The organism is Pseudactinotalea suaedae (genome assembly GCF_009733815.1).
GTDB classification, from domain to species: Bacteria; Actinomycetota; Actinomycetes; order Actinomycetales; family Beutenbergiaceae; genus Pseudactinotalea; species Pseudactinotalea suaedae.
In genome coordinates this window covers 437,114-455,985 of sequence record NZ_WNXY01000001.1, presented here as the reverse complement: position 1 = coordinate 455,985, position 18,872 = coordinate 437,114, and the positions used below count along the sequence as shown (strand labels likewise).

18 protein-coding genes are annotated in these 18,872 nt (G+C 71.2%); 6 read left to right on the top strand and 12 right to left on the bottom strand.

What is annotated here, in order from left to right; translation table 11 throughout:
• Window positions 1-44: 44 nt before the first annotated feature.
• Window positions 45-1,037 carry an N-acetylglucosamine kinase gene (locus GPA04_RS02130; RefSeq protein WP_162458498.1) on the top strand — a complete coding sequence of 331 codons (993 nt, stop codon included), beginning with the start codon at window positions 45-47 and terminating at the stop codon, window positions 1,035-1,037.
• Here the strand turns inward: GPA04_RS02130 and uvrB are convergent.
• Window positions 1,023-3,122, bottom strand: coding sequence for an excinuclease ABC subunit UvrB (gene uvrB / locus GPA04_RS02125; protein WP_156221839.1), 2,100 nt, complete (start codon window positions 3,120-3,122; stop codon window positions 1,023-1,025). The two genes, GPA04_RS02130 and uvrB, sit on opposite strands and share 15 nt — an antisense overlap.
• A gap of 99 nt (window positions 3,123-3,221) precedes the next feature.
• On the opposite strand from uvrB, the gene GPA04_RS02120 reads away from it, so the two are divergent.
• The 3 genes from GPA04_RS02120 to GPA04_RS02110 all read left to right on the top strand — a co-directional run bounded on the left by GPA04_RS02120 (window position 3,222) and on the right by GPA04_RS02110 (window position 4,810).
• On the top strand, window positions 3,222-3,599 hold the full coding sequence (locus GPA04_RS02120) for a nuclear transport factor 2 family protein (RefSeq protein ID WP_156221837.1): 378 nt from the start codon (window positions 3,222-3,224) through the stop codon (window positions 3,597-3,599).
• Window positions 3,600-3,647: 48 nt separating this feature from the next.
• Window positions 3,648-4,322 (top strand): alpha/beta hydrolase, encoded by a 675-nt coding sequence (locus tag GPA04_RS02115; RefSeq protein WP_156221835.1) that lies wholly within the window; start codon window positions 3,648-3,650, stop codon window positions 4,320-4,322.
• A 62-nt stretch (window positions 4,323-4,384) separates the two neighbouring features.
• Window positions 4,385-4,810, top strand: coding sequence for an OsmC family peroxiredoxin (locus GPA04_RS02110; protein ID WP_156221833.1), 426 nt, complete (start codon window positions 4,385-4,387; stop codon window positions 4,808-4,810).
• Between the two features lie 9 nt (window positions 4,811-4,819).
• Here the strand turns inward: GPA04_RS02110 and coaE are convergent, their stop codons facing one another.
• From coaE to GPA04_RS02075, 7 genes are all read right to left on the bottom strand, one after another.
• Entirely contained in the window at window positions 4,820-5,749 is a 930-nt protein-coding gene (gene coaE / locus GPA04_RS02105) for a dephospho-CoA kinase (protein ID WP_156221831.1), read from the bottom strand.
• A gap of 64 nt (window positions 5,750-5,813) precedes the next feature.
• On the bottom strand, window positions 5,814-7,478 hold the full coding sequence (gene ptsP, locus GPA04_RS02100; RefSeq protein WP_156221829.1) for a phosphoenolpyruvate--protein phosphotransferase: 1,665 nt from the start codon (window positions 7,476-7,478) through the stop codon (window positions 5,814-5,816).
• A gap of 110 nt (window positions 7,479-7,588) precedes the next feature.
• A complete protein-coding gene (locus GPA04_RS02095; RefSeq protein ID WP_156221827.1) occupies window positions 7,589-8,215 on the bottom strand; it encodes a pyroglutamyl-peptidase I in 627 nt (208 codons plus the stop codon).
• 147 nt (window positions 8,216-8,362) lie between these two features.
• Complete coding sequence (gene rpsA, locus GPA04_RS02090) at window positions 8,363-9,844, bottom strand: 30S ribosomal protein S1 (RefSeq protein WP_156221825.1); 1,482 nt, start codon at window positions 9,842-9,844, stop codon at window positions 8,363-8,365.
• Between the two features lie 218 nt (window positions 9,845-10,062).
• A complete protein-coding gene (locus GPA04_RS02085) occupies window positions 10,063-10,350 on the bottom strand; it encodes a hypothetical protein (RefSeq protein ID WP_156221823.1) in 288 nt (95 codons plus the stop codon).
• Complete coding sequence (locus tag GPA04_RS02080) at window positions 10,347-11,138, bottom strand: alpha/beta fold hydrolase (RefSeq protein ID WP_156221821.1); 792 nt, start codon at window positions 11,136-11,138, stop codon at window positions 10,347-10,349. Before GPA04_RS02080 ends, GPA04_RS02085 begins: the two co-directional genes overlap by 4 nt.
• A gap of 26 nt (window positions 11,139-11,164) precedes the next feature.
• The gene (locus GPA04_RS02075; RefSeq protein WP_156221819.1) at window positions 11,165-11,530 is read right to left on the bottom strand and encodes a hypothetical protein; all 366 of its coding nucleotides are present in this window, start codon (window positions 11,528-11,530) and stop codon (window positions 11,165-11,167) included.
• A 75-nt stretch (window positions 11,531-11,605) separates the two neighbouring features.
• Here GPA04_RS02075 and GPA04_RS02070 point away from each other — a divergent pair, with 75 nt between their 5' ends.
• Window positions 11,606-12,439 (top strand): class I SAM-dependent methyltransferase, encoded by an 834-nt coding sequence (locus GPA04_RS02070; protein ID WP_241680534.1) that lies wholly within the window; start codon window positions 11,606-11,608, stop codon window positions 12,437-12,439.
• Between the two features lie 2 nt (window positions 12,440-12,441).
• Here the strand turns inward: GPA04_RS02070 and polA are convergent, their stop codons facing one another.
• Window positions 12,442-15,063 (bottom strand): DNA polymerase I, encoded by a 2,622-nt coding sequence (gene polA, locus GPA04_RS02065; protein WP_241680568.1) that lies wholly within the window; start codon window positions 15,061-15,063, stop codon window positions 12,442-12,444.
• 66 nt (window positions 15,064-15,129) lie between these two features.
• Here polA and GPA04_RS02060 point away from each other — a divergent pair, with 66 nt between their 5' ends.
• Window positions 15,130-15,564, top strand: a complete 435-nt coding sequence (locus GPA04_RS02060; protein ID WP_156221813.1) for a hotdog fold thioesterase — start codon at window positions 15,130-15,132, stop codon at window positions 15,562-15,564.
• Window positions 15,565-15,634: 70 nt separating this feature from the next.
• Here GPA04_RS02060 and GPA04_RS02055 read toward each other — a convergent pair whose 3' ends face one another.
• Genes GPA04_RS02055 through GPA04_RS02045 form a run of 3 tightly spaced genes read right to left on the bottom strand, consistent with a single transcriptional unit; the run spans window position 15,635 to window position 18,866 of the window.
• Window positions 15,635-16,579, bottom strand: a complete 945-nt coding sequence (locus tag GPA04_RS02055; protein WP_194238921.1) for a glycine betaine ABC transporter substrate-binding protein — start codon at window positions 16,577-16,579, stop codon at window positions 15,635-15,637.
• 50 nt (window positions 16,580-16,629) lie between these two features.
• The gene (locus GPA04_RS02050; RefSeq protein ID WP_156221811.1) at window positions 16,630-17,589 is read right to left on the bottom strand and encodes an ABC transporter permease; all 960 of its coding nucleotides are present in this window, start codon (window positions 17,587-17,589) and stop codon (window positions 16,630-16,632) included.
• Window positions 17,586-18,866, bottom strand: a complete 1,281-nt coding sequence (locus GPA04_RS02045) for a quaternary amine ABC transporter ATP-binding protein (protein ID WP_156221809.1) — start codon at window positions 18,864-18,866, stop codon at window positions 17,586-17,588. The genes GPA04_RS02050 and GPA04_RS02045 overlap by 4 nt, the downstream gene beginning before the upstream one ends.
• Between the last annotated feature and the right edge of the window lie 6 nt (window positions 18,867-18,872).

Genomic DNA, 18,872 nt, shown 5'->3' with positions numbered 1-18,872 from the left:
ATAGGATGCTCGTTGTCGAGCACCCAGGACACAGAATGATCACAATGCTGCATCTTCTTGCCATCGACGCCGGTGGAACCTCCACCCGCGCCATGTTGTTGACCGGTGACGGCACCTGTCTGGGGGTCGGCCGCGGAGGTCGGGGCAACCCCGTCTCCGACGGCGTCGACGCCGCAGCCGGAGCGATCGGCACCGCGATCGCGGGCGCGCTCGCCCACGCGCCGGACGTGGCCGCCCAGGAGGTCGCCGCCGTCACGCTGGCCATGGCGGGCGGCTCGATCGCCGGTGGCGCCGCCGCGTGGCTGCGCCCCACGCTCGATCACCTCGGGGTGGTGGCGCCCTCCCGTGTCGAGCCGGACCTGCTGGCGATGTTCACCTCGGGCACCCACGAGCCCGACGGGTACGCCCTGGTCGCCGGCACCGGGTCGACGGCGGTGCGTGTGCGCGGCGGCGAGGTCGAGCTGACCGCGGACGGCCTCGGGTGGCTGCTCGGCGACAGCGGTTCCGGGTTCTGGATCGGCCACCAGGTCGCGCGGGCCGTCGCGCTCGACCTCGACCGACGCGGTCCGGCCACCACCCTCACCCCCGCGGTGCTCGAGACGCTCGGGATCGAGCGCGTCACCGATCACGACGGCGACGGCCGCCCGGCCGCGCTCGGCCATCTCGTCTCGGCGGTCTACCTGGCCTCGCCGCTGCGGCTGGCCGCGCTGGCTCCGCTCGCCTTCGCCGACCCCGACGACGAGGTGGCCGCCGCGATCATCGCCGAGGCCGAGGTGGCGCTGGCCCAGCTGGTGCTCGACGTCGCCTCCCCCGACCTCACCGGCCCGTTGGTGGTCGGTGGTGGCGTCGCGACCCAGCCGCGGGTCCGCGAGTCGGTCGTGGCCGCGGTGCGAGCCGGTGGGATCTCGGGGCCGGTCCACCGCGTCGACGACGGCCTGGTCGGGTCCGGCGTGCTCGCGCTCAGGCGTGCGGGCGTCGAGGTGGACCAGCCGGTGTTCGCCCGCCTGGCCGAGACCACCGCGTCACGCCGTGGCTGACGTCATCTCACGCAGCTCGCGCTTGAGGTCCCGGATCTCGTCGCGGAGCCGTGCGGCGACCTCGAACTGGAGCTCCTCCGCGGCGGCGTGCATCTGCCCGGAGAGCTCCTGGATCAGGTCGGCGAGGTCGCTGGCCGCCGCGCCCCTGCGGGGCGCGCCCTTGTCCCCCGCTGCGCCGCGCGCGGGAACCGGCGCCTTCCGACCCTTGCCCTGCTGCCGGTAGCCGCCGGCGAGCAGCTCGGCGGTGTCGACATCCTCGCGGGCGAGCATGTCGGTGATGTCGCCGATCTTCTTGCGCAGCGGCGTGGGGTCGATCCCGTGCTCGCGGTTGTAGTCGACCTGGATCTGGCGGCGTCGGTCGGTCTCCTCCAGCGCGGCCTTCATCGACGGCGTGATCGTGTCGGCGTACATGTGGACCTGGCCCGAGACGTTGCGCGCCGCACGACCGATCGTCTGGATCAGCGAGGTCTCCGAGCGCAGGAAGCCCTCCTTGTCCGCGTCGAGGATCGCGACCAGCGACACCTCCGGCAGGTCGAGGCCCTCGCGCAGCAGGTTGATGCCGACCAGCACGTCGTACACGCCGCTGCGCAGCTCGCGCAGCAGCTCGACCCGGCGCAGCGTGTCGACCTCGGAGTGCAGGTACCGCACCCGCACGTCGCGCTCGAGGAAGTAGTCGGTGAGGTCCTCGGCCATCTTCTTGGTGAGGGTGGTGACCAGCACACGCTCGTCCCGATCGGCACGTTCCCGGATCTCGTGCAGCAGGTCGTCGATCTGCCCCTTGGTCGGCTTGATCACGACCTCCGGGTCCACCAGACCGGTGGGTCGGATGATCTGCTCGACCACGCCGTCGGAGACGGAGAGCTCGTAGCTGCCCGGCGTGGCCGAGAGGTAGACCGTCTGCCCGATCCGGTCGAGGAACTCCTCCCACTTGAGCGGCCGGTTGTCCACGGCGGAAGGCAGCCGGAACCCGTGGTCGACCAGCATCCGCTTGCGGGAGAAGTCGCCCTCGAACATCGCACCGATCTGCGGGACCGTCACGTGGGACTCGTCGATGACGAGGAGGAAGTCCTCGGGGAAGTAGTCGATGAGCGTGTGCGGGGCGCTGCCGGGCTGCCGGCCGTCGATGTGCATCGAGTAGTTCTCGATGCCCGAGCAGCTGCCGATCTGGCGCATCATCTCGATGTCGTAGGTGGTGCGCATCCGCAGCCGCTGCGCCTCGAGGAGCTTGCCCTGCTTCTCGAAGGTCTCCAGCCGGTCCGCGAGCTCGGCCTCGATCCCCGCGATCGCGCGCTCCATGCGCTCCGGGCCCGCGACGTAGTGCGTGGCGGGGAACAGGAACATCTCCTGCTCCTCCCGGATCACGTCGCCCGTGAGCGGGTGCAGCGTGGCGATCGAGGTGATCTCGTCCCCGAACATCTCGATCCGGATCGCGAGCTCCTCGTACACCGGGATGATCTCGATCGTGTCGCCGCGCACGCGAAAGGTGCCGCGGGTGAACGCCATGTCGTTGCGCAGGTACTGCATCTGCACGAACCGGCGCAGCAGCTGATCGCGGTCGATCTCCTGCCCCACGTGCAGCCGCACCATCCGGTCGACGTACTCCTGCGGCGTGCCCAGGCCGTAGATGCACGACACCGAGGCGACCACGATCACGTCACGCCTGGTGAGCAGCGAGTTCGTGGCCGAGTGCCGCAGTCGCTCCACCTCGTCGTTGATCGAGGAGTCCTTCTCGATGTAGGTGTCGGTCGAGGGGACGTACGCCTCCGGCTGGTAGTAGTCGTAGTAGGAGACGAAGTACTCGACGGCGTTGTTGGGCAGCAGCTCCCGGAACTCGGTGGCGAGCTGGGCCGCGAGGGTCTTGTTGGGCGCCATCACCAACGTGGGGCGCTGGACCTGCTCGATCAACCAGGCCGTGGTGGCCGACTTGCCGGTGCCGGTCGCACCGAGGAGCACGATGTCCTTCTCGCCGGCGCGGAGCCGCTCGGTGAGCTCGGCGATCGCCGTCGGCTGGTCACCGGACGGGGTGTAGTCGGAGACGACCTCGAAGGGGGCGACTGTGCGCTGGAGATCGGTGACGGGACGCATGACGACAACGCTACGTCCCCCCACCGACATCTCCTCGTGTGCTCGCTCACAGCGATACCGTCGAGGAGCATCGTGACCGCGGAGAAAGGGAACAGAACGATGACCGTGCCGATCGAGGTGGTGCTGCGGCTGGAGCACCAGGGATGGGAGTCCCTCTGCCGGGGCAACGGCGCCGAGGTCTACGGGCAGCTGATGACCGAGGACGCCGTGATGGTCCTCGCGCACGGACTCGTCCTGGACCGGGCCGCCGTGATCGCCTCGCTCGACGAGGCGCCGACCTGGGACCGGTACGAGATCGCCGACGAGCGTCTCGTCGACGCCGGGGACGACGGCGTGATCCTCGTCTACACCGGCCGCGCCTCCCGTGCCGACGAGCCCGAGTTCCACGCGCTGATGTCCAGCGTCTACCGACGCCTCGACGGCGGCTGGCGGCTCGCGCTCTACCAGCAGACCGTCGTGCCCGGCGAGCCGGGCTGAACCGGCCGCGCCGCATCGTCGCCGTCGGGTCCGCGAGATCATGGGCCCATGAGCGAGCTGGCGGTCGACGACTCCGCGACCCGGTGGTCGGTGCCGGCGGCCGACGTCGACGCCGCGATCGCCGCACGGCCGTTGGTGGTGCTGCTGCACGGCCTGGGCGCCGACGAGCACGATCTTGCGGGACTGGTGCCCGCGCTGCCGCCCGCGTTCCTGTACGCGAGCGTGCGCGCCCCGTTGCCGATCCGGTCACCTGGACGGGGGTTCGCCTGGTTCCCGCCGCTGCTGCAGCAGGGGATCAGCGCCGACCCGGAGATCGTGAACGCGGCCGCGCGCGGGCTGCTCACCTGGCTGGACCGCACGCAGGCGCGGGCGCGCAGCCACGGTCCGGTCGCGCTGCTGGGGTTCTCGCAGGGTGCGGCGATGTCGGTCCAGCTGCTGCGCCACGCTCCCGAGCTGTTCGCGGGCGCGGTCGCGCTCTCGGGTTTCGTGGCGCCGGGACTGGTCGGCGGCGACGAGGCGCTGTCGCAGATCAGGCCGCCGGTGCTCTGGGGCTACGACCCCGCGGACCCGGTCGTCACCACGCCCGCGACCGACCGGCTGCGCACCTTCCTCGCCGGCCACACCCGGGTGGACGAGCGCCGCTACCCCGGCGCCGGCCACGGCATCACCGCCGACGAGGCCGCGGACGTCGCGGGCTTCCTCAGCGACCTGCTCGGCCCGTGACCGGCGGAGCTGATGTGCGGCAGGATGGTGACGACCGCACGTTCGATCTGAGGGAGTGACCCATGGCTGCTGTGTCGAAGGCAACAACGACCTGGAACGGGGATCTGGCCTCCGGCGCCGGCTCCACGGCGCTCGAGACCTCCGGTGTCGCCACGTTCGACGTCTCCTGGAAGGCACGCACCGAGCCCGGTGGCGGCACCACGACGCCCGAGGAGCTGCTCGGCGCCGCCCACGCGTCCTGCTTCTCGATGGCCCTCGCTCACGGCCTCACCGAGAACGGCACGCCCCCGAGCACCATCTCGACGACGGCCGAGGTCAGCTTCGTCCCCGGGACCGGCATCACCGGGATCGCGCTCACCTCGACGGCGACGGTGGAGGGGATCCAGGACGCCGACTTCCAGCGCATCGCCGAGGAGACGAAGACCGGATGCCCGGTGTCCGCGGCGCTCGCGGCCGTGCCGATCAGTCTCACCGCGACGCTCGCCTGAGACGAGGCGTCACCGGCTCGGCTGCTTCCCGTCGTGCTTGATCTTGAGCACGGCGGGGCCGCCGGGGTCGGCGCTGGCGAAGACGAACGGCGACACCTTGACGAAGCCGGCGGGCAGCAGTGCGTCGTCGGGCAGGTCTCCGGTGAGGGATCGCGCGCGCAGCTCGATGACGTCGATCCGGGCGTCGTCCTTCGGCTCCCGGTAGCGGACGCGCTCGAGGCGATCGCCCCCGGCCCGCGCGCAGTGCTCGATCCGCGCGACCAGACGTTCGGCCTGGGCGGCGTGTGCCGGCTCCCGATGACCCACCCGCTCCCCCGCCTCGGCCCAGCGTCCCGCCGCGAGGTTCTCGGCGAACGGCACGATCCGCGCTCGCCAGAGCAGCTCGACGACCGAGCGGAGCTCGTCCTCGGTGCCCTCGTTGTCGACCCAGACGTCGGCGGCGCGGCGGCGGCGGACGTCGTCGGCCTGCGCGGCGATGCGCGCCAGCGCCTGTGACTCGGTGAGCCCGCGCTGCACGGCTCGCTCGATCCTGACCGCCTCCGAGGCGCCGACGACGACCACGAGGTGGTACTGCGCACCCAGGTGGTTCTCCACGATCAGCGGCACGTCATGGACCACCACGACGTCAGCAGGGAGCCGGGCCACGCGTGCCCGGGTCTCCTCACGGACGAGCGGGTGCACGATGGCGTTGAGGGTACGGAGGGCGGCGTCGTCGTCGAAGACACGCTCCGCCAGCTTCTGCCGGTCGAGGGCACCGTTCGGGCGCAGCACCTCCTCGCCGAACGCGCTCTTGACGGCCTCCAGGCCGGGCGTCCCGAGCTCGACGACGTCGCGGGCGATCCGGTCGGCGTCGATGAGGACCGCTCCGAGCTCGACGAGGATGGTGGCGACGGTCGACTTCCCGGAAGCGATCCCGCCGGTCAGACCGACCTGCAGCATGGCGTCACTCTAAGGCTCGCCGGACCGGCTGCGAAGCAGGTCCGGAGACGTCTCGCGGGAGGGCTCAGCCGGCGTCGAGAATCGCACGCGCGGCCTCACGAGCCGCTGCCGGGTCCGTGGTGGCCAGCGCCGCCTGGGCGGCCTCCTGGCACGTCGCCAGGGTGACCCCGGCGAGCCTGGCCCCGACGGCGGGAAGGGCCGCTGCCGCGGCCGACAGGGAGGTCACGCCCAGCCCCACGAGCACGCATGCCAGCAGCGGGTCAGCGGCCGCCTCGCCGCAGACGCCGACAGGCTTGCCGACCCGCTGGCCGGCCTCGGCGGTCAGCCGGACCAGCGTCAGCACGGCCGGCTGCCACGGGTCGCTCAGCACCGCGAGCGAGGGTGAGAGCCGGTCCGCGGCCATCGTGTACTGCGTGAGGTCGTTGGTGCCGATCGAGACGAAGTCGACCTCGGCCAGCAGCGCCTCCGCGAGCAGGGCGGCCGCCGGCACCTCGATCATCACCCCGGGGACGAGACCACGGCTGCGGACCCGTTCGGCGAAGAAGGCCGCCTCCGCCACGGTGGCGACCATCGGCGCCATCACCCACACCGGGCCGTGCGAACGTTCGGCAGCGGCGGCGATCGCGTCGAGCTGGCGGTCGAGGATGCCCGGGTCGTCGAGGGCGATCCGCAGGCCGCGGACGCCGAGGGCGGGGTTGGCCTCCTCGGGCAGCCCCGCGTACACGAGCGGCTTGTCCGAGCCGGCGTCCAGCGTGCGGACCACGACCTTCGCGTCCGGGAACGCCTCGATGACACCGGCGTAGATCGCGGTCTGCTGGGCGATGCTCGGCTCGCTCGAGGCCGACAGGAATCCCAGCTCGGTCCGGAACAGCCCGACGCCCTGGGCCACGCCCGCGGCGGCCTCGCGAGCGGCGGCGCCGTCGGCGACGTTCGCCATCAGGTCGACGGCGTGAGCGTCCGCCGTCTGGCCTCTCCCCCGCCACCGGGCGGCCTCCACCGCCCGCGCACTCGCGGCGCCGACCTGCTCGAGGGCGTCGTCCTCGTCGGGATCGGCGACCACGGTGCCCGTGTCGCCGTCGACGAGCACCATGGTGCCGGCGGCGATGTCCTCGAGCCCGGTCACGGCGACCACGCACGGGATGCCGAGCTGGCGGGCGATGATCGCGGTGTGGCTCGTGGGACCGCCCAGCCGGGTGGCCAGGGCGACGACCACCTGGGGGTCCAGCAACGCGGTGTCCGCAGGTGCGAGGTCGTCCGCCAGCAGCACCGACGGCACCTCCGGCGCGGGCACACCGGGCTCGGGGAGCCCGAGCAGCGCGGACACGACGCGGTCGCGGATGTCCTCGAGGTCGGTGACGCGCTCGGCCATGAGACCGCCGGCGGTCGCGAACATCGTGGTGAACTGCTCGGTCGCGGAGACCACCGCCTGCACGGCGGGCGTGCCGGTGCCGATCGCCCCCTCGACCGCGGTCGCGAGCGTGGGGTCCTGCGCCATCAGGGCCGTCGTCCGCAGCACCTCGGCGGCCTGACCGCTGGCGCGCTCCGCGCGCTCCTCCAGCCGCGCGGCGACGGCGGTGACGGCGGTGCGGAAGCGGTCACGCTCGGCCTCACGACGCGCCTCGGGCACCTCGGCGGCGATCCCCGAGACCGTGGGGCGTGGCGCCGGCCTGACGACCGGGCCGTACCCGATGCCCGGAACCACCGGCGTCCCCTGAAGTGTCGTGGTCATCGCCGCTGAGCCCTTCCGCTGCCGAACATTCCGACCAATGTAGGGAGCGGGAGCCGCGAGAACCGCCGCTTCAGCAGCAGGAGCCCTGTGATACCACGCACACCGCCCGATCAGGCGGTGGCGCCCGTGGGGACGGCGAGATCGCGCTCGAGGTCCAGGGCGTCCTCGATGACCGCCCGCACCACGTGCGCGCTGTCGTCGACGCCGTGCGCGGGCACGTGCACGAATCCGGCACGGCGCCCCGGGTCCGCACCCGCCCAGGTGGCCGCGGTGTAGAACACCGCGTTGCACACGAACGTGCCTGCCGTCATCGACAGCTCGACGTCCTGCCCGGCGGCGCGCAGCCGCGCCACCGTCGCCCGCACCGGCAGCGAGGTGAGCAGCGCGAGCGGGCCGCCGTCGATCACCGGTTCGTCGACGGGCTGGGCGCCGTCGTTGTCCGCGATCCTCGCATCCCGCAGGTTGACGGCGAGCCGCTCCACGCCGGGTCGGGCGCGGCCACCGGCCAGCCCGACGCCCACCACCACGTCGGGCACGGCCTGCGTCAGCAACGATTCCAGCTCCTGCTGCGCTCGCGTGTAGGCGACGGGCAGCACCGCGCAGCGCAGCCGCTCGGGCCGGTCCCAGGCCGACGCCACGCGCTCGACCACCGCCATCGAAGGGTTGGTCGCTGCGCCGTCGAAGGGCTCGAAGGCGGTCAGCAGCACCGTGCGCACCGGACCCCTCGATCCCACCACCGATCACACCCTTCGTTGCGTCATACGTTCGGTGCCGCCGTCACCTCCGAGCGTATGACGCAAGGGGGACGCGGCGACATGGCAACGGCCCGCCACCCCACAGGGTGACGGGCCGCCGACGTGCAGCTCGAGCCCGAAGGCTCGGGCTCAGTTGCCGGTCAGCTTCTCGCGAAGCGCGGCAAGCGCCTCGTCCGAGGCGAGCGTGCCGGAGGTCTCCGGGGCCGCGGAGCTGTAGCTCGCGGACTCGGCGACGGCCGTGGACGCACCGCCGGAACCGCCACCGGTCGAGGCCTCGTTGTCGGCCTCGGCAGCGGCAGCCACCTGCTTCTTGTGCGCCTCCCAGCGAGCGTGGGCGGTCGCGTACTGCGCCTCCCAGGCCTCGCGCTGGGCGTCGAAGCCCTCGAGCCACTCGTTGGTCTCGGGGTCGAAGCCCTCGGGGTACTTGTAGTTCCCCGCCTCGTCGTACTCCGCGGCCATGCCGTACAGCGACGGGTCGAAGTCGTCGCTTCCGGCGTCGATCCCCTCGTTCGCCTGCTTCAGCGAGAGGGAGATGCGGCGACGCTCGAGGTCGATGTCGATGACCTTGACGAACACCTCGTCGTCGACCTTGGCGACCTGCTCGGGCACCTCGACGTGGCGCTGGGCCAGCTCGGAGATGTGCACCAGGCCCTCGATGCCGTCCTCGACGCGCACGAACGCACCGAACGGGACGAGCTTGGTGACCTTGCCCGGCACGACCTGCCCGATGGCGTGGGTGCGGGCGAAGGCCTGCCACGGGTCCTCCTGCGTCGCCTTGAGCGACAGCGAGACCCGCTCGCGGTCGAAGTCGACGTCGAGAACCTCGACGGTGACCTCCTGACCGACCTCGACGACCTCGTTCGGGTGGTCGATGTGCTTCCAGGAGAGCTCGGAGACGTGCACGAGCCCGTCGACGCCGCCGAGGTCCACGAACGCACCGAAGTTGACGATCGAGGAGACCACACCGCTGCGGACCTGGCCCTTGGCGAGGGTCTGCAGGAACGTGGAGCGGACCTCGGACTGGGTCTGCTCGAGCCACGCACGACGCGACAGCACGACGTTGTTGCGGTTCTTGTCGAGCTCGATGATCTTGGCCTCGATCTGCTGCCCGATGTAGGGCTGCAGGTCGCGCACGCGGCGCATCTCCACCAGCGACGCCGGCAGGAAGCCGCGCAGGCCGATGTCCAGGATCAGGCCGCCCTTGACGACCTCGATGACGGTGCCGGTCACGACGCCATCCTCTTCCTTGATCGTCTCGATCGTGCCCCAGGCGCGCTCGTACTGCGCGCGCTTCTTGGACAGCAGCAGCCGGCCCTCCTTGTCCTCCTTCTGGAGAACGAGAGCCTCGACGTGCTCACCCACCTTGACGACCTCGGTCGGGTCGACGTCGTGCTTGATGGACAGCTCGCGGGAAAGAATGACGCCTTCGGTCTTGTAACCGATGTCGAGGAGGACCTCGTCACGGTCGACCTTGACGATGGTGCCTTCGACGATGTCACCGTCGTTGAAGTACTTGATGGTCGCGTCGACGGCTGCGAGGAAGTCTTCTTCCGAGCCGATGTCGTTGACGGCGACCTGCGGTGCGGTGCGCGAAGGGGCGGTGATAGTCAAGAGATGAACTCCGTTGCGGACAGGGATAGTTGGGACATGCTGACTGGCTCCGTTCCGAGGTCGTCGGAGGGGCCGTGGTGCTCCTCGAGCCCCCGCCGCTCAACCGCACCCGCACTCACGCGGGGACGACGCACGGGCGCACACGACGCACCAACCCGAAATTCTAGCATTTCGGGCCCAGATCACCGACCGGTCACGGGGCGCCGGACAGGCGCTCGCTACGACCGGGAGCGCGCGACAGCGCCCCAGATGGCCAGCACGGCTCCCTTGAGCAGGAAGAAGGCCCCGACCAGGAGCAAGCCCACCGCGGCGAACGCGGCGCTGCCGGTCAGGCCCTGGCTTCCCATGTAGACCATGGCGCCGATCCCGGCGACGGCGAGCAGCAGGCCCAGCCCGGCGGTCTTCAGCCCGCGGATCAGCCGGTCACCGCCGCTCTCGGCTGCGCGGCCGGCTGCCGGTGAGGGTGTCTGTGACTGCTGGGAAGGGTCTCGGGGGGCGTCGCTCACCGCCGGAGACTAGCAGCGAGGAACGCACGCACCGTCGCCAGGAAGGCAGCGGGCTGCTCGGAGTGCACCCAGTGCCCGGCGCCCTTGACGCTCACGCGCTGCAGCCGCGGGAACAGCACCCGCATCGCCTCCGCGTCCTCCTCACGGGTGTAGGTCGACCGTTCGCCCACCACCCAGAGCACGGGGTTCTCGAAGACCGCCTCGCCGGTCTGCGGGAAGCTGCCGATCACGTCCAACGAGCTGCGCAGCAGCGTGAGGTTGGCCCGCCAGGCCCAGCCCTGCTCGGTGCGGTGCAGGTTCTGGAGCAGGAACGCGCGCACGGTCGTGTCCCCGATCAGCTCCTGCAGCTGCTCGTCGGCGTCGCCGCGCGAGGAGAGGGAGGCGAGATCGAGCGTGGCGAGGGCGCCGAGCAGCTGCTCGAACTGGGAGACGTCGGTGCTGGGCACCGGCGCGATGTCGACGACGACGAGCCGCTCCACCAGGTCGGGGTGCCGGAGCGCGAGCAGCATCGCGACCTTGCCGCCGAGCGAGTGACCGACCACGTGCACCGGCCCGCCCGCCTCGGTGCGCACGGTGTCGGCGACCTCGTCGGCCATCGCCGCGAGATCGACCGTCTCCGTCCAGCTGGAGCGGCCGTGGTTCGGCAGGTCGACCAGCAAGCCGCGCATCTCCGGCTGCAGTCCCTTGGCGATCGTCAGGAAGTTGCGCCCCTGGCCGAACAGCCCGTGCAGGAAGACGACGGTCGGGACCCCGTCGACCTGCTCGCCGACCGTCACCGTGTGGATCATCCGGCCACGGTAGCGGGGCGTGCGGGTCAGTCCTCCCAGGGAGGTGTCTCCTCGAGCTTCGCGTAGTACTTCGCGAGGTGACTGCGGACCCTGTCGCGGTCCTTCGCCGGCATGTCGACGCCACCTCGCGAGCCCTGCATCACGGCTGCGGCCGCGAACACCGCGCGCGGAACCGCTCGCAACCGACCGTCGATGACGTCCGCGACCGGCAGCTTGTAGGAGCCGAAGTTCTCCTTCTCCTCGGCGTCGTACCAGACGAACGCGCGGCGGAACTTCTCGTTGGGCTCGTCCTGCGCATCGGCCCAGGACCGGACCCTGTCGACGGCGGCAGCACCGTCCCAGTCATGATCGCGGTCGGCGAGCGGGAGGTCCCCGAACGGTGTCACTGCCATGTTCGCTCCTCTGGCCGGGTCCACTCCATACAACTCGGTGCGGACGGACAGCACAAGGTGCGTCACGATGGTGCCGTGCAGCAGGACGACAGCGCAGGGCGGCCCGAGCTCAGCCGCGCCGGCTACCGTCAGGTGGACGGCGACGCCGCAGCGCAGGCGACCGGTCGCTGGTGGAGCGCCGAGGCTCCCGCCTACCTGGAGGAGCACGGCTCATTCCTCGGCGACGTCGACTTCTGCTGGTGCCCGGAGGGGCTCCGGGAGTCACAGGCGCAGCTGTTGGGTCCGCTCGAGCAGCTGCGCGGGGAGCGGGTGCTCGAGGTCGGGGCCGGTGCCGCGCAGTGCTCGCGGTGGCTGCGCTCGCAGGGGGTCGACGCCGTCGCCACGGACGTGGCTCCTGGCATGGTCGAGGCCGCGGCCCTGCTCGACCGCCGCACCGGGATCACGGTCCCGATCCAGGTCGCCGACGCCCGGGAGCTCCCGTTCGAGGACGGCTCGTTCGACGTGGCCTTCACCGCGTTCGGCGCGATCCCGTTCGTCCCGGACGCCGACGCGGTGCACCGGGAGATCGCCCGCGTGCTGCGACCGGGCGGCCGGTGGGTGTTCTCGGTGACGCACCCGCTGCGATGGGCGTTCCCGGACGACCCGACAGCGGCGGGCCTGGTCGCCGTGCGGTCCTACTTCGATCGCACGCCCTACGTCGAGACCGATGCCCAGGACCGACCGATCTACGCCGAGTTCCACCGCACGATCGGCGACCACGTGCGTGACGTCGTCCGTGCCGGGTTCGCGATTCGTGACCTGCTCGAACCCGCATGGCCCGAGGACAACCGCGAGGTCTGGGGCGGCTGGGGTCCGGAGCGTGGCGCCGTGCTGCCGGGGACGCTGATCGTGTCAGCGGCGCTCGCCTGAGCTCAGTGCCCCGCGTCCTGCCAGGACGCGCCGACACCGACGGAGACGTCCAACGGCACCGACAGCGCCGTCGCGGCGCCCATCTGCTCGCGCAGCACCACCTCGGCCGCCGCAGCCTCGCCGGGTGCGACCTCGAGCACCAGCTCGTCGTGGACCTGCAGCAGCAGCCGCGAGGCCATGCCCTGCTCGCGAAGCTCGCGGTCGACGTTGATCATCGCCACCTTGATGATGTCGGCGGCGCTGCCCTGGATCGGGGCGTTGAGCGCCATCCGCTCGGCCATCTCGCGCCGTTGCCGGTTGTCGCTGACCAGGTCCGGAAGGTAGCGGCGCCGCCCGAAGATGGTCTCGGTGTAGCCGTTGCCGCGGGCCTCGGCGACGATGTCGTCGAGGTAGCCCCGGACGGCGCCGAACCGCTCGAAGTACTCCTCCATCAGGGCCTTGGCCTCACCGGTGGAGATCTTCAGCTGGTTGGAGAGGCCGAAGGCACTGAGCCCGTAGGCGAGCCCGTAGCTCATCGCCTTGATCTTCGAGCGCTGCGCGGCCGTGACCTCCTCGGGCGCGACACCGAAGACCCGTGAGCCCACGAAGCTGTGCAGGTCCTCGCCGGAGCGGAACGCCTCGATGAGCCCGGCATCACCGGACAGGTGCGCCATGATCCGCATCTCGATCTGGCTGTAGTCCGCCGTCATCAGGCTCTCGTAACCCGCGCCGACGACGAACGCGGCCCGGATCCGGTTCCCCTCCTCCGTCCGGATCGGGATGTTCTGGAGGTTCGGGTCGGAGGAGGACAGCCGCCCGGTGGCCGCGATGGTCTGGCTGTAGGTGGTGTGGATCCGCCCGTCGGGTGCCACCGTGCGCAGCAACCCCTCCACGGTCTGGCGCAGCCGGATCGCGTCGCGATGGGCCAGCAGGTGCTGGAGGAACGGGTGCTCGGTCTTGACGTAGAGCTCGGCCAGCGCATCGGCGTCGGTGGTGTACCCGGTCTTGGTCTTGCGGGTCTTCGGCATGTCGAGCTGGTCGAACAGGATCTCCTGCAGCTGCTTCGGCGAGGACAGGTTCACCTCGCGGCCGATGACGTCGTAGGCCTCCCCCGCCGCGCCGTCCACGGCAGCGGTGAAGTGCTTCTCGAGCTCGGTGAGGTAGTCGACATCGGCGGCGATGCCCGCCTTCTCCATGCGCGCGAGCACATCGACGACGGGAAGCTCGACGTCGGCGAGCAGCTCGGTGCCGCCCCTGCCCTCGAGGTCCTCCCCGATGACATCGGCGAGCTCCCGCACGGCGGCGGCACGCATCGCGCCGAGCTCGTCCTCCTCCGGTCCGCCCAGGCTGAGCATCTGCTGCCCGCCGGCATCGGCGCCGGTTCCGCCGATCTCCTTGTGCAGCCGCCGCACGGCGATGTCGTCGAGAGCGAACAGGCGCTGGTCGGGGTGGCAGAGGTACTCGGCGACCGCGGTGTCGAACGCCACCCCGGCGAGCGGGAGGCCGCGTCCGTCGAGCGAGTGCCACGCCGCCTTGGCATCGTGCACGGCCTTCGGCTGCGCCGGATCCGCGAGCCAGGCCGCGAGCGAGACCTCGTCCTCCGGCGCCAGGTCGGTGAGGTCGAGCGCGAGCGCGGAGCCCGACTCGTCGGCGAGCGCCACGCCCCAGGCGTCCCCGCTGCCGTGAGCCACGCTGCCCCGCACGTCCAGGCCCAGCAGCCGGCCGGCGCGGGTCGCGAGCCACTCCGCGACGCCGGTCCTGGTCACCTCGACCTCGAACGGCTCCGCCTCGGCGGTCTCGGCGTCGCTCGGCGTCATGGCGAACAGCCGGTCCCGCAGGATCCGGAACTCGAGCGCGTCGAAGACCTGGTGCACCTTCTCGCGCGAGAACGGCTTGCGCTCGAGATCGGTCAGCTCCACGGGCAGCACCACATCGGTGTGGAGCCGGTTGACCTGCCGGTTGACGATCACCTGGTCGAGGTGGCTGCGCAGGTTCTCCCCGGCGACCCCGGTGATCGCGGGCGCGTTGGCGATGATGCCGTCCAGGCCGCCGTAGCTGAGGATCCACTTCGCGGCCGTCTTCGGGCCGACCTTGGGCACACCCGGGAGGTTGTCGCTCGACTCCCCGACCAGCGCGGCGAGGTCGCTGTAGCTGCTCGGCGGGATGCCGTACCGCTCCTCGACCGCGGCGGCATCCATCCGAGCCAGGTCGGAGACACCCTTGCGCGGGTACAGCACCTGCACCCGGTCGTTGATGAGCTGGAACGTGTCGCGGTCGCCCGAGCAGATCAGCACGTCCATGTCGGCGGCACCGCCCTGCAGCGCCAGGGTGGCGAGCACGTCGTCGGCCTCGTAGCCCTCGATGCCGATCCGTGGGATAGAGAGCGCCTCCAGGACCTGCTCGATCAGCGGGATCTGGCCGCGGAACTCCTCGGGGCTGGCGCTCCGGTTCGCCTTGTACTCGGCGTAGGCGTCGGTGCGGAAGGTCGCTCCGCTGACGTCGAACGCCACCACGATGTGCGTGGGTTCGACGTCCCGCAACAGGTTGATCAGCATCGACGTGAACCCGTACACGGCGTTGGTGTGCTGCCCGGTCGTCGTCGAGAAGTTCTCGACCGGAAGTGCGAAGAACGCCCGGTAGGCCATCGAGTGGCCGTCGATGATGAGGAGCTGGGGTCGCGCCGATGCCGTCACGGTGCCAGCCTAGGCGTCATGTCCGACATCGATGAGACCAGCCCGAGGCCCGCCACCGCGGCGGCCGACCGGTTCGACCCCACCGGCACGCTGCTGGAGCGGATGGGGATCGAGGTCACCGAGGCGAGCGCCGAACGCACCGTCGGCACCATGCCGGTCCGGGGCAACACGCAGCCCGCCGGGCTGCTGCACGGCGGCGCCTCGGCCGTGCTGGCCGAGACGCTCGGCTCGATCGCGGCGACCCTGCATGCCGGGACCGGCCGGGCCGCCGTCGGGATCGAGATCAACGCCACCCACCACCGGGCGATGCGCGACGGCGTCGTGTCGGGTGTGGCCACGCCGGTCCACCTCGGGCGCTCGGTCGCCACCTACGAGATCGTGATCACCGACGACCAGGCCCGCCGGGTGTGCACCTCGCGACTGACCTGCATGCTCGTCGACGCGCGGACCTGACCGCAGGCCGGGACGGCGACGGCCGGACAACCTGGGAGGTCGTCCGGCCGTCGTCGTGCTGTCGTGCGTGTCAGCCCTCGAGGGAGCCGACGACGTCCGGGTACTGCTCGAGCCACGCGGCGACGCCGGCGGCCGGGTCGTCCGGGTTGTCGTTGACGACCGAGCTCTCGAGCGCGCCGTACTGCTCGTCGTCGAGGTGGATCTCGCCGATCCACTCGGCGACCTCCGGGAACTCCTCGGCGAAGCCCCCGGTCGCGAGGAAGTGCAGACCCTCGGACTCACCGAGAGCGCCCTCCGGGTCCTCCAGGTCGCGGACCGGGTAGCTGGCGTTGGCCCAGAACGGACGCCACAGCGTGACGACGATCTCTTCCTCGGCGGCGATCGCGCCCTCGAGCTCGGCGAGCATCGCCGAGGTCGAGGAGGTGGTCAGGGAGAAGCCCGCCGCGTCCAGGCCGTAGGTCGGGATCACGCTGTTCTGCGTCACCTCGGTCAGGCCGGCGCCCGGCTCGATGCCGACGATCTGGCCGCCGAGGGCGTCCACGTGGTCCGGGAGCTGCTCGATCGAGGTGATCTCGCTGTACTCGGGCACGGCGAACGTCAGCTTGGCGTTGTCGTAGTAGGTGGCCAGGTCATCGATCTGGTCGCCGTACTCGGTCATGTACGAGGCGTGCGTGACCTCGGGCCAGGCCGAGGGGTAGATGTCGACGTCGCCCTGCGCGAGCGCGGTGTAGAGCACGCCCGCCTCGTTGAGCTCCTCGTGCTCGACCGTGTAGCCGGCCTCCTCGAGCTTGGCCTCGAGCAGGTACGCCGTGCTCAGACCATCGGTCCACGACGGGATGTACCCGAGCGTGATCGTGCCCCGGTCGCCGCCGTCACCGCCCTCGGCGCTCGTGGTGTCGGCGTCGCCGCCGCCCGAGCCGTTGTCGGGGTTGCACGCCGCGAGCGTGAGGCCGAGGGCCGCAGCTGCGCCCAGAGCAACCGCCTGCCGGCGGCCGATCGTGATACGGGACTTCATGTGTGCTCCTTCTCTCCAGTGGTCCTGGTTCGATGGTCGGTGGTCTGGTCTCATGCGTGGGAGCGCGCCGGGCGGGCGCCGCGCGTGGCCTGGTCGACCTGCTGATCGGCGGCCTGCGCGGCCACGGCGGCCTGTGCGGCAGCCTGGCGTCGGCCACGCACCTTCGCGCCCAGCGAGTGCGGGGTCGGCTGACCGAAGGCGCCGGTGAGCCGGTCGAGGAAGATGGCGAGGATCACGATCGCCAGGCCCGCCTCGAACCCGACGGCGACGTCGATCCGGCTGAACGCACCCGTCACGGTCTTGCCGAGGCCGGGCGCGCCGACGAAGCCGGCCATCACGACCATCGACAGCGCGAGCATGATCACCTGGTTGACGCCGGCCATGATGGTGGGCAGCCCGAGCGGGAGCTGGATGCCGCGCAGGATCTGCCACGGCGTCCCCCCGAACGCCTCGCCGGCCTCGACGGTCTCGGCGTCGACCTGCCGGATCGCGAGCTCGGTGAGCCGTACCCCCGGTGCGATCGCGAACACGATCGTGGCGACCACGCCGGGGGCGAAGCCGATGCTGAAGAAGATCACGACCGGCACGAGGTAGACCAGCGCCGGGATCGTCTGCAGGAAGTCCAGGACCGGTCGCACGATCGTGCTGACCACCGAGCTCCGGGCGGCGAGGATGCCGATCGGGATGCCGATGACCAGCGCGATCACCGTGGCGACCACGACCATCGACAAGGTCTGCATGGTCTGGGTCCACAGCCCCAGGCTCATGGTGAGCACGAGACCGGCCGTCACGAAGATCCCGAACCAGATCGAGCGCACCCAGGCTGCGAGCAGCCCGAGCACCGCGGCGACCAGCAGCGGGTGGAACAGCAGGAAGAACGTGGTCAGCCCGCCGGCGGAGTCGTTGAAACGCGCGGCGATCCAGTCGAGCTGGTCGGGGAGGTAGGTGTTGATCCAGTCGACCACCGCCCTGGCGCCGACGCCGAGCGGGATGTGCGGGAGCCAGCTCATCGGGCACCTCCGGTCGTCTCGAGAGGTTCTGCGTCGGCGTCGACACCGTTGGTGCCGGGGTCGGCGAGTGCCGTCAGCAGCGTGACGCGTGGGATCAGCCCCACGAGCGCGCCGCTCTCCTCGACGACGGCCAGCGGCGCACGGGTCGAGGCGGACTCGGCGAACAGGTCCGCGAGCTGGGTGTTGGGGCTGACGCGAGCGACGTCGCGGGACATCTGCGGAAGCCGGTCGCTGCCCTGGCGCAGCGCCTCGGCGACGTCGTCCTCCCAGACGATCCCCTGGACCTTGCGGTCCCGGCTGACCACCAGCAGCGCGGAGGTCTGGTGCTCGCGCATCAGGCGGTGGGCGGTCCGTGGTCCGGCCTCGGGGCCGATGACCGCGACCGGTCGCTCCATCACCGAGCTCGCCGTGAGCACGCGGGCCCGGTCGACCTCGGCGACGAACTGCGCCACGTAGTCGTTGGCCGGGTCGGTGAGGATCTCCTCGGGGGTGCCGACCTGGACGATCCGGCCGTCGCGCATCATGGCGATCCGGTCCCCCAGGCGCATCGCCTCGTTGAGGTCGTGGGTGATGAACACGATCGTCATGCCGACCTTGGCCTGGAGCTCGAGGAGCTGGTCCTGCATCTCCTTGCGGATCAGCGGGTCGAGCGCGCTGAAGGCCTCGTCCATGAGGAGGACGTCCGTGCCCGCGGTCAGGGCTCGGGCCAGACCGACGCGCTGCCGCATGCCTCCGGAGAGCTCCGAGGGCAGGTACGGTCCCCAGCCGTCCAGGCCGACCATGCCGAGGGACTCCTCGGCGCGTGCCAGCCGCTCGGCCTTGGGGACCCCGCGCAGCTCGAGCGGGTAGGCGGCGTTCTCCAGCACGGTGCGGTGCGGCAGCAGCGCGAAGTGCTGGAACACCATCGAGACCCGGTTCCGCCGGATCTCGCGCAGCTCGCGTGGGCTGGCCCCGTCGAGCCGATCGGTGCCGATCGTCACCGAGCCCGCGGTCGGCTCGAGCAGGCCGTTGAGGGTGCGGATCAGGGTCGACTTGCCCGAGCCCGACAGGCCCATGACGACGAAGATCTCGCCGACGGCGACCTCGAAGCTGGCGTCGATGACGGCGGCTGTGGTGCCGGTGGGCAGCTCGTTGCGGTCACCGCCCTGCCGGAGGAGCTCGATGGCGTCGCGGCCGCCCTTGCCGAAGACCTTGTACAGCCGGTCCACCGAGAGGGCGCTCTCGTGCGGGGGTGGTGCCGAGGCAGAGGTGCTCGGCGAGGTGGTTGTCTCGGTCACGTTTCC

What these genes read in the sequence shown, in the direction of transcription:
- GPA04_RS02130 (WP_162458498.1), top strand. Translation starts at nt 45, where the DNA reads ATGCTGCATCTTCTTGCCATCGACGCCGGTGGAACCTCCACCCGCGCC.
- uvrB (WP_156221839.1), bottom strand. Translation starts at nt 3,122, where the DNA reads ATGCGTCCCGTCACCGATCTCCAGCGCACAGTCGCCCCCTTCGAGGTC.
- GPA04_RS02120 (WP_156221837.1), top strand. Translation starts at nt 3,222, where the DNA reads ATGACCGTGCCGATCGAGGTGGTGCTGCGGCTGGAGCACCAGGGATGG.
- GPA04_RS02115 (WP_156221835.1), top strand. Translation starts at nt 3,648, where the DNA reads ATGAGCGAGCTGGCGGTCGACGACTCCGCGACCCGGTGGTCGGTGCCG.
- GPA04_RS02110 (WP_156221833.1), top strand. Translation starts at nt 4,385, where the DNA reads ATGGCTGCTGTGTCGAAGGCAACAACGACCTGGAACGGGGATCTGGCC.
- coaE (WP_156221831.1), bottom strand. Translation starts at nt 5,749, where the DNA reads ATGCTGCAGGTCGGTCTGACCGGCGGGATCGCTTCCGGGAAGTCGACC.
- ptsP (WP_156221829.1), bottom strand. Translation starts at nt 7,478, where the DNA reads ATGACCACGACACTTCAGGGGACGCCGGTGGTTCCGGGCATCGGGTAC.
- GPA04_RS02080 (WP_156221821.1), bottom strand. Translation starts at nt 11,138, where the DNA reads ATGATCCACACGGTGACGGTCGGCGAGCAGGTCGACGGGGTCCCGACC.
- GPA04_RS02075 (WP_156221819.1), bottom strand. Translation starts at nt 11,530, where the DNA reads ATGGCAGTGACACCGTTCGGGGACCTCCCGCTCGCCGACCGCGATCAT.
- polA (WP_241680568.1), bottom strand. Translation starts at nt 15,063, where the DNA reads ATGGCCTACCGGGCGTTCTTCGCACTTCCGGTCGAGAACTTCTCGACG.
- GPA04_RS02060 (WP_156221813.1), top strand. Translation starts at nt 15,130, where the DNA reads ATGTCCGACATCGATGAGACCAGCCCGAGGCCCGCCACCGCGGCGGCC.
- GPA04_RS02055 (WP_194238921.1), bottom strand. Translation starts at nt 16,579, where the DNA reads ATGAAGTCCCGTATCACGATCGGCCGCCGGCAGGCGGTTGCTCTGGGC.
- GPA04_RS02050 (WP_156221811.1), bottom strand. Translation starts at nt 17,589, where the DNA reads ATGAGCTGGCTCCCGCACATCCCGCTCGGCGTCGGCGCCAGGGCGGTG.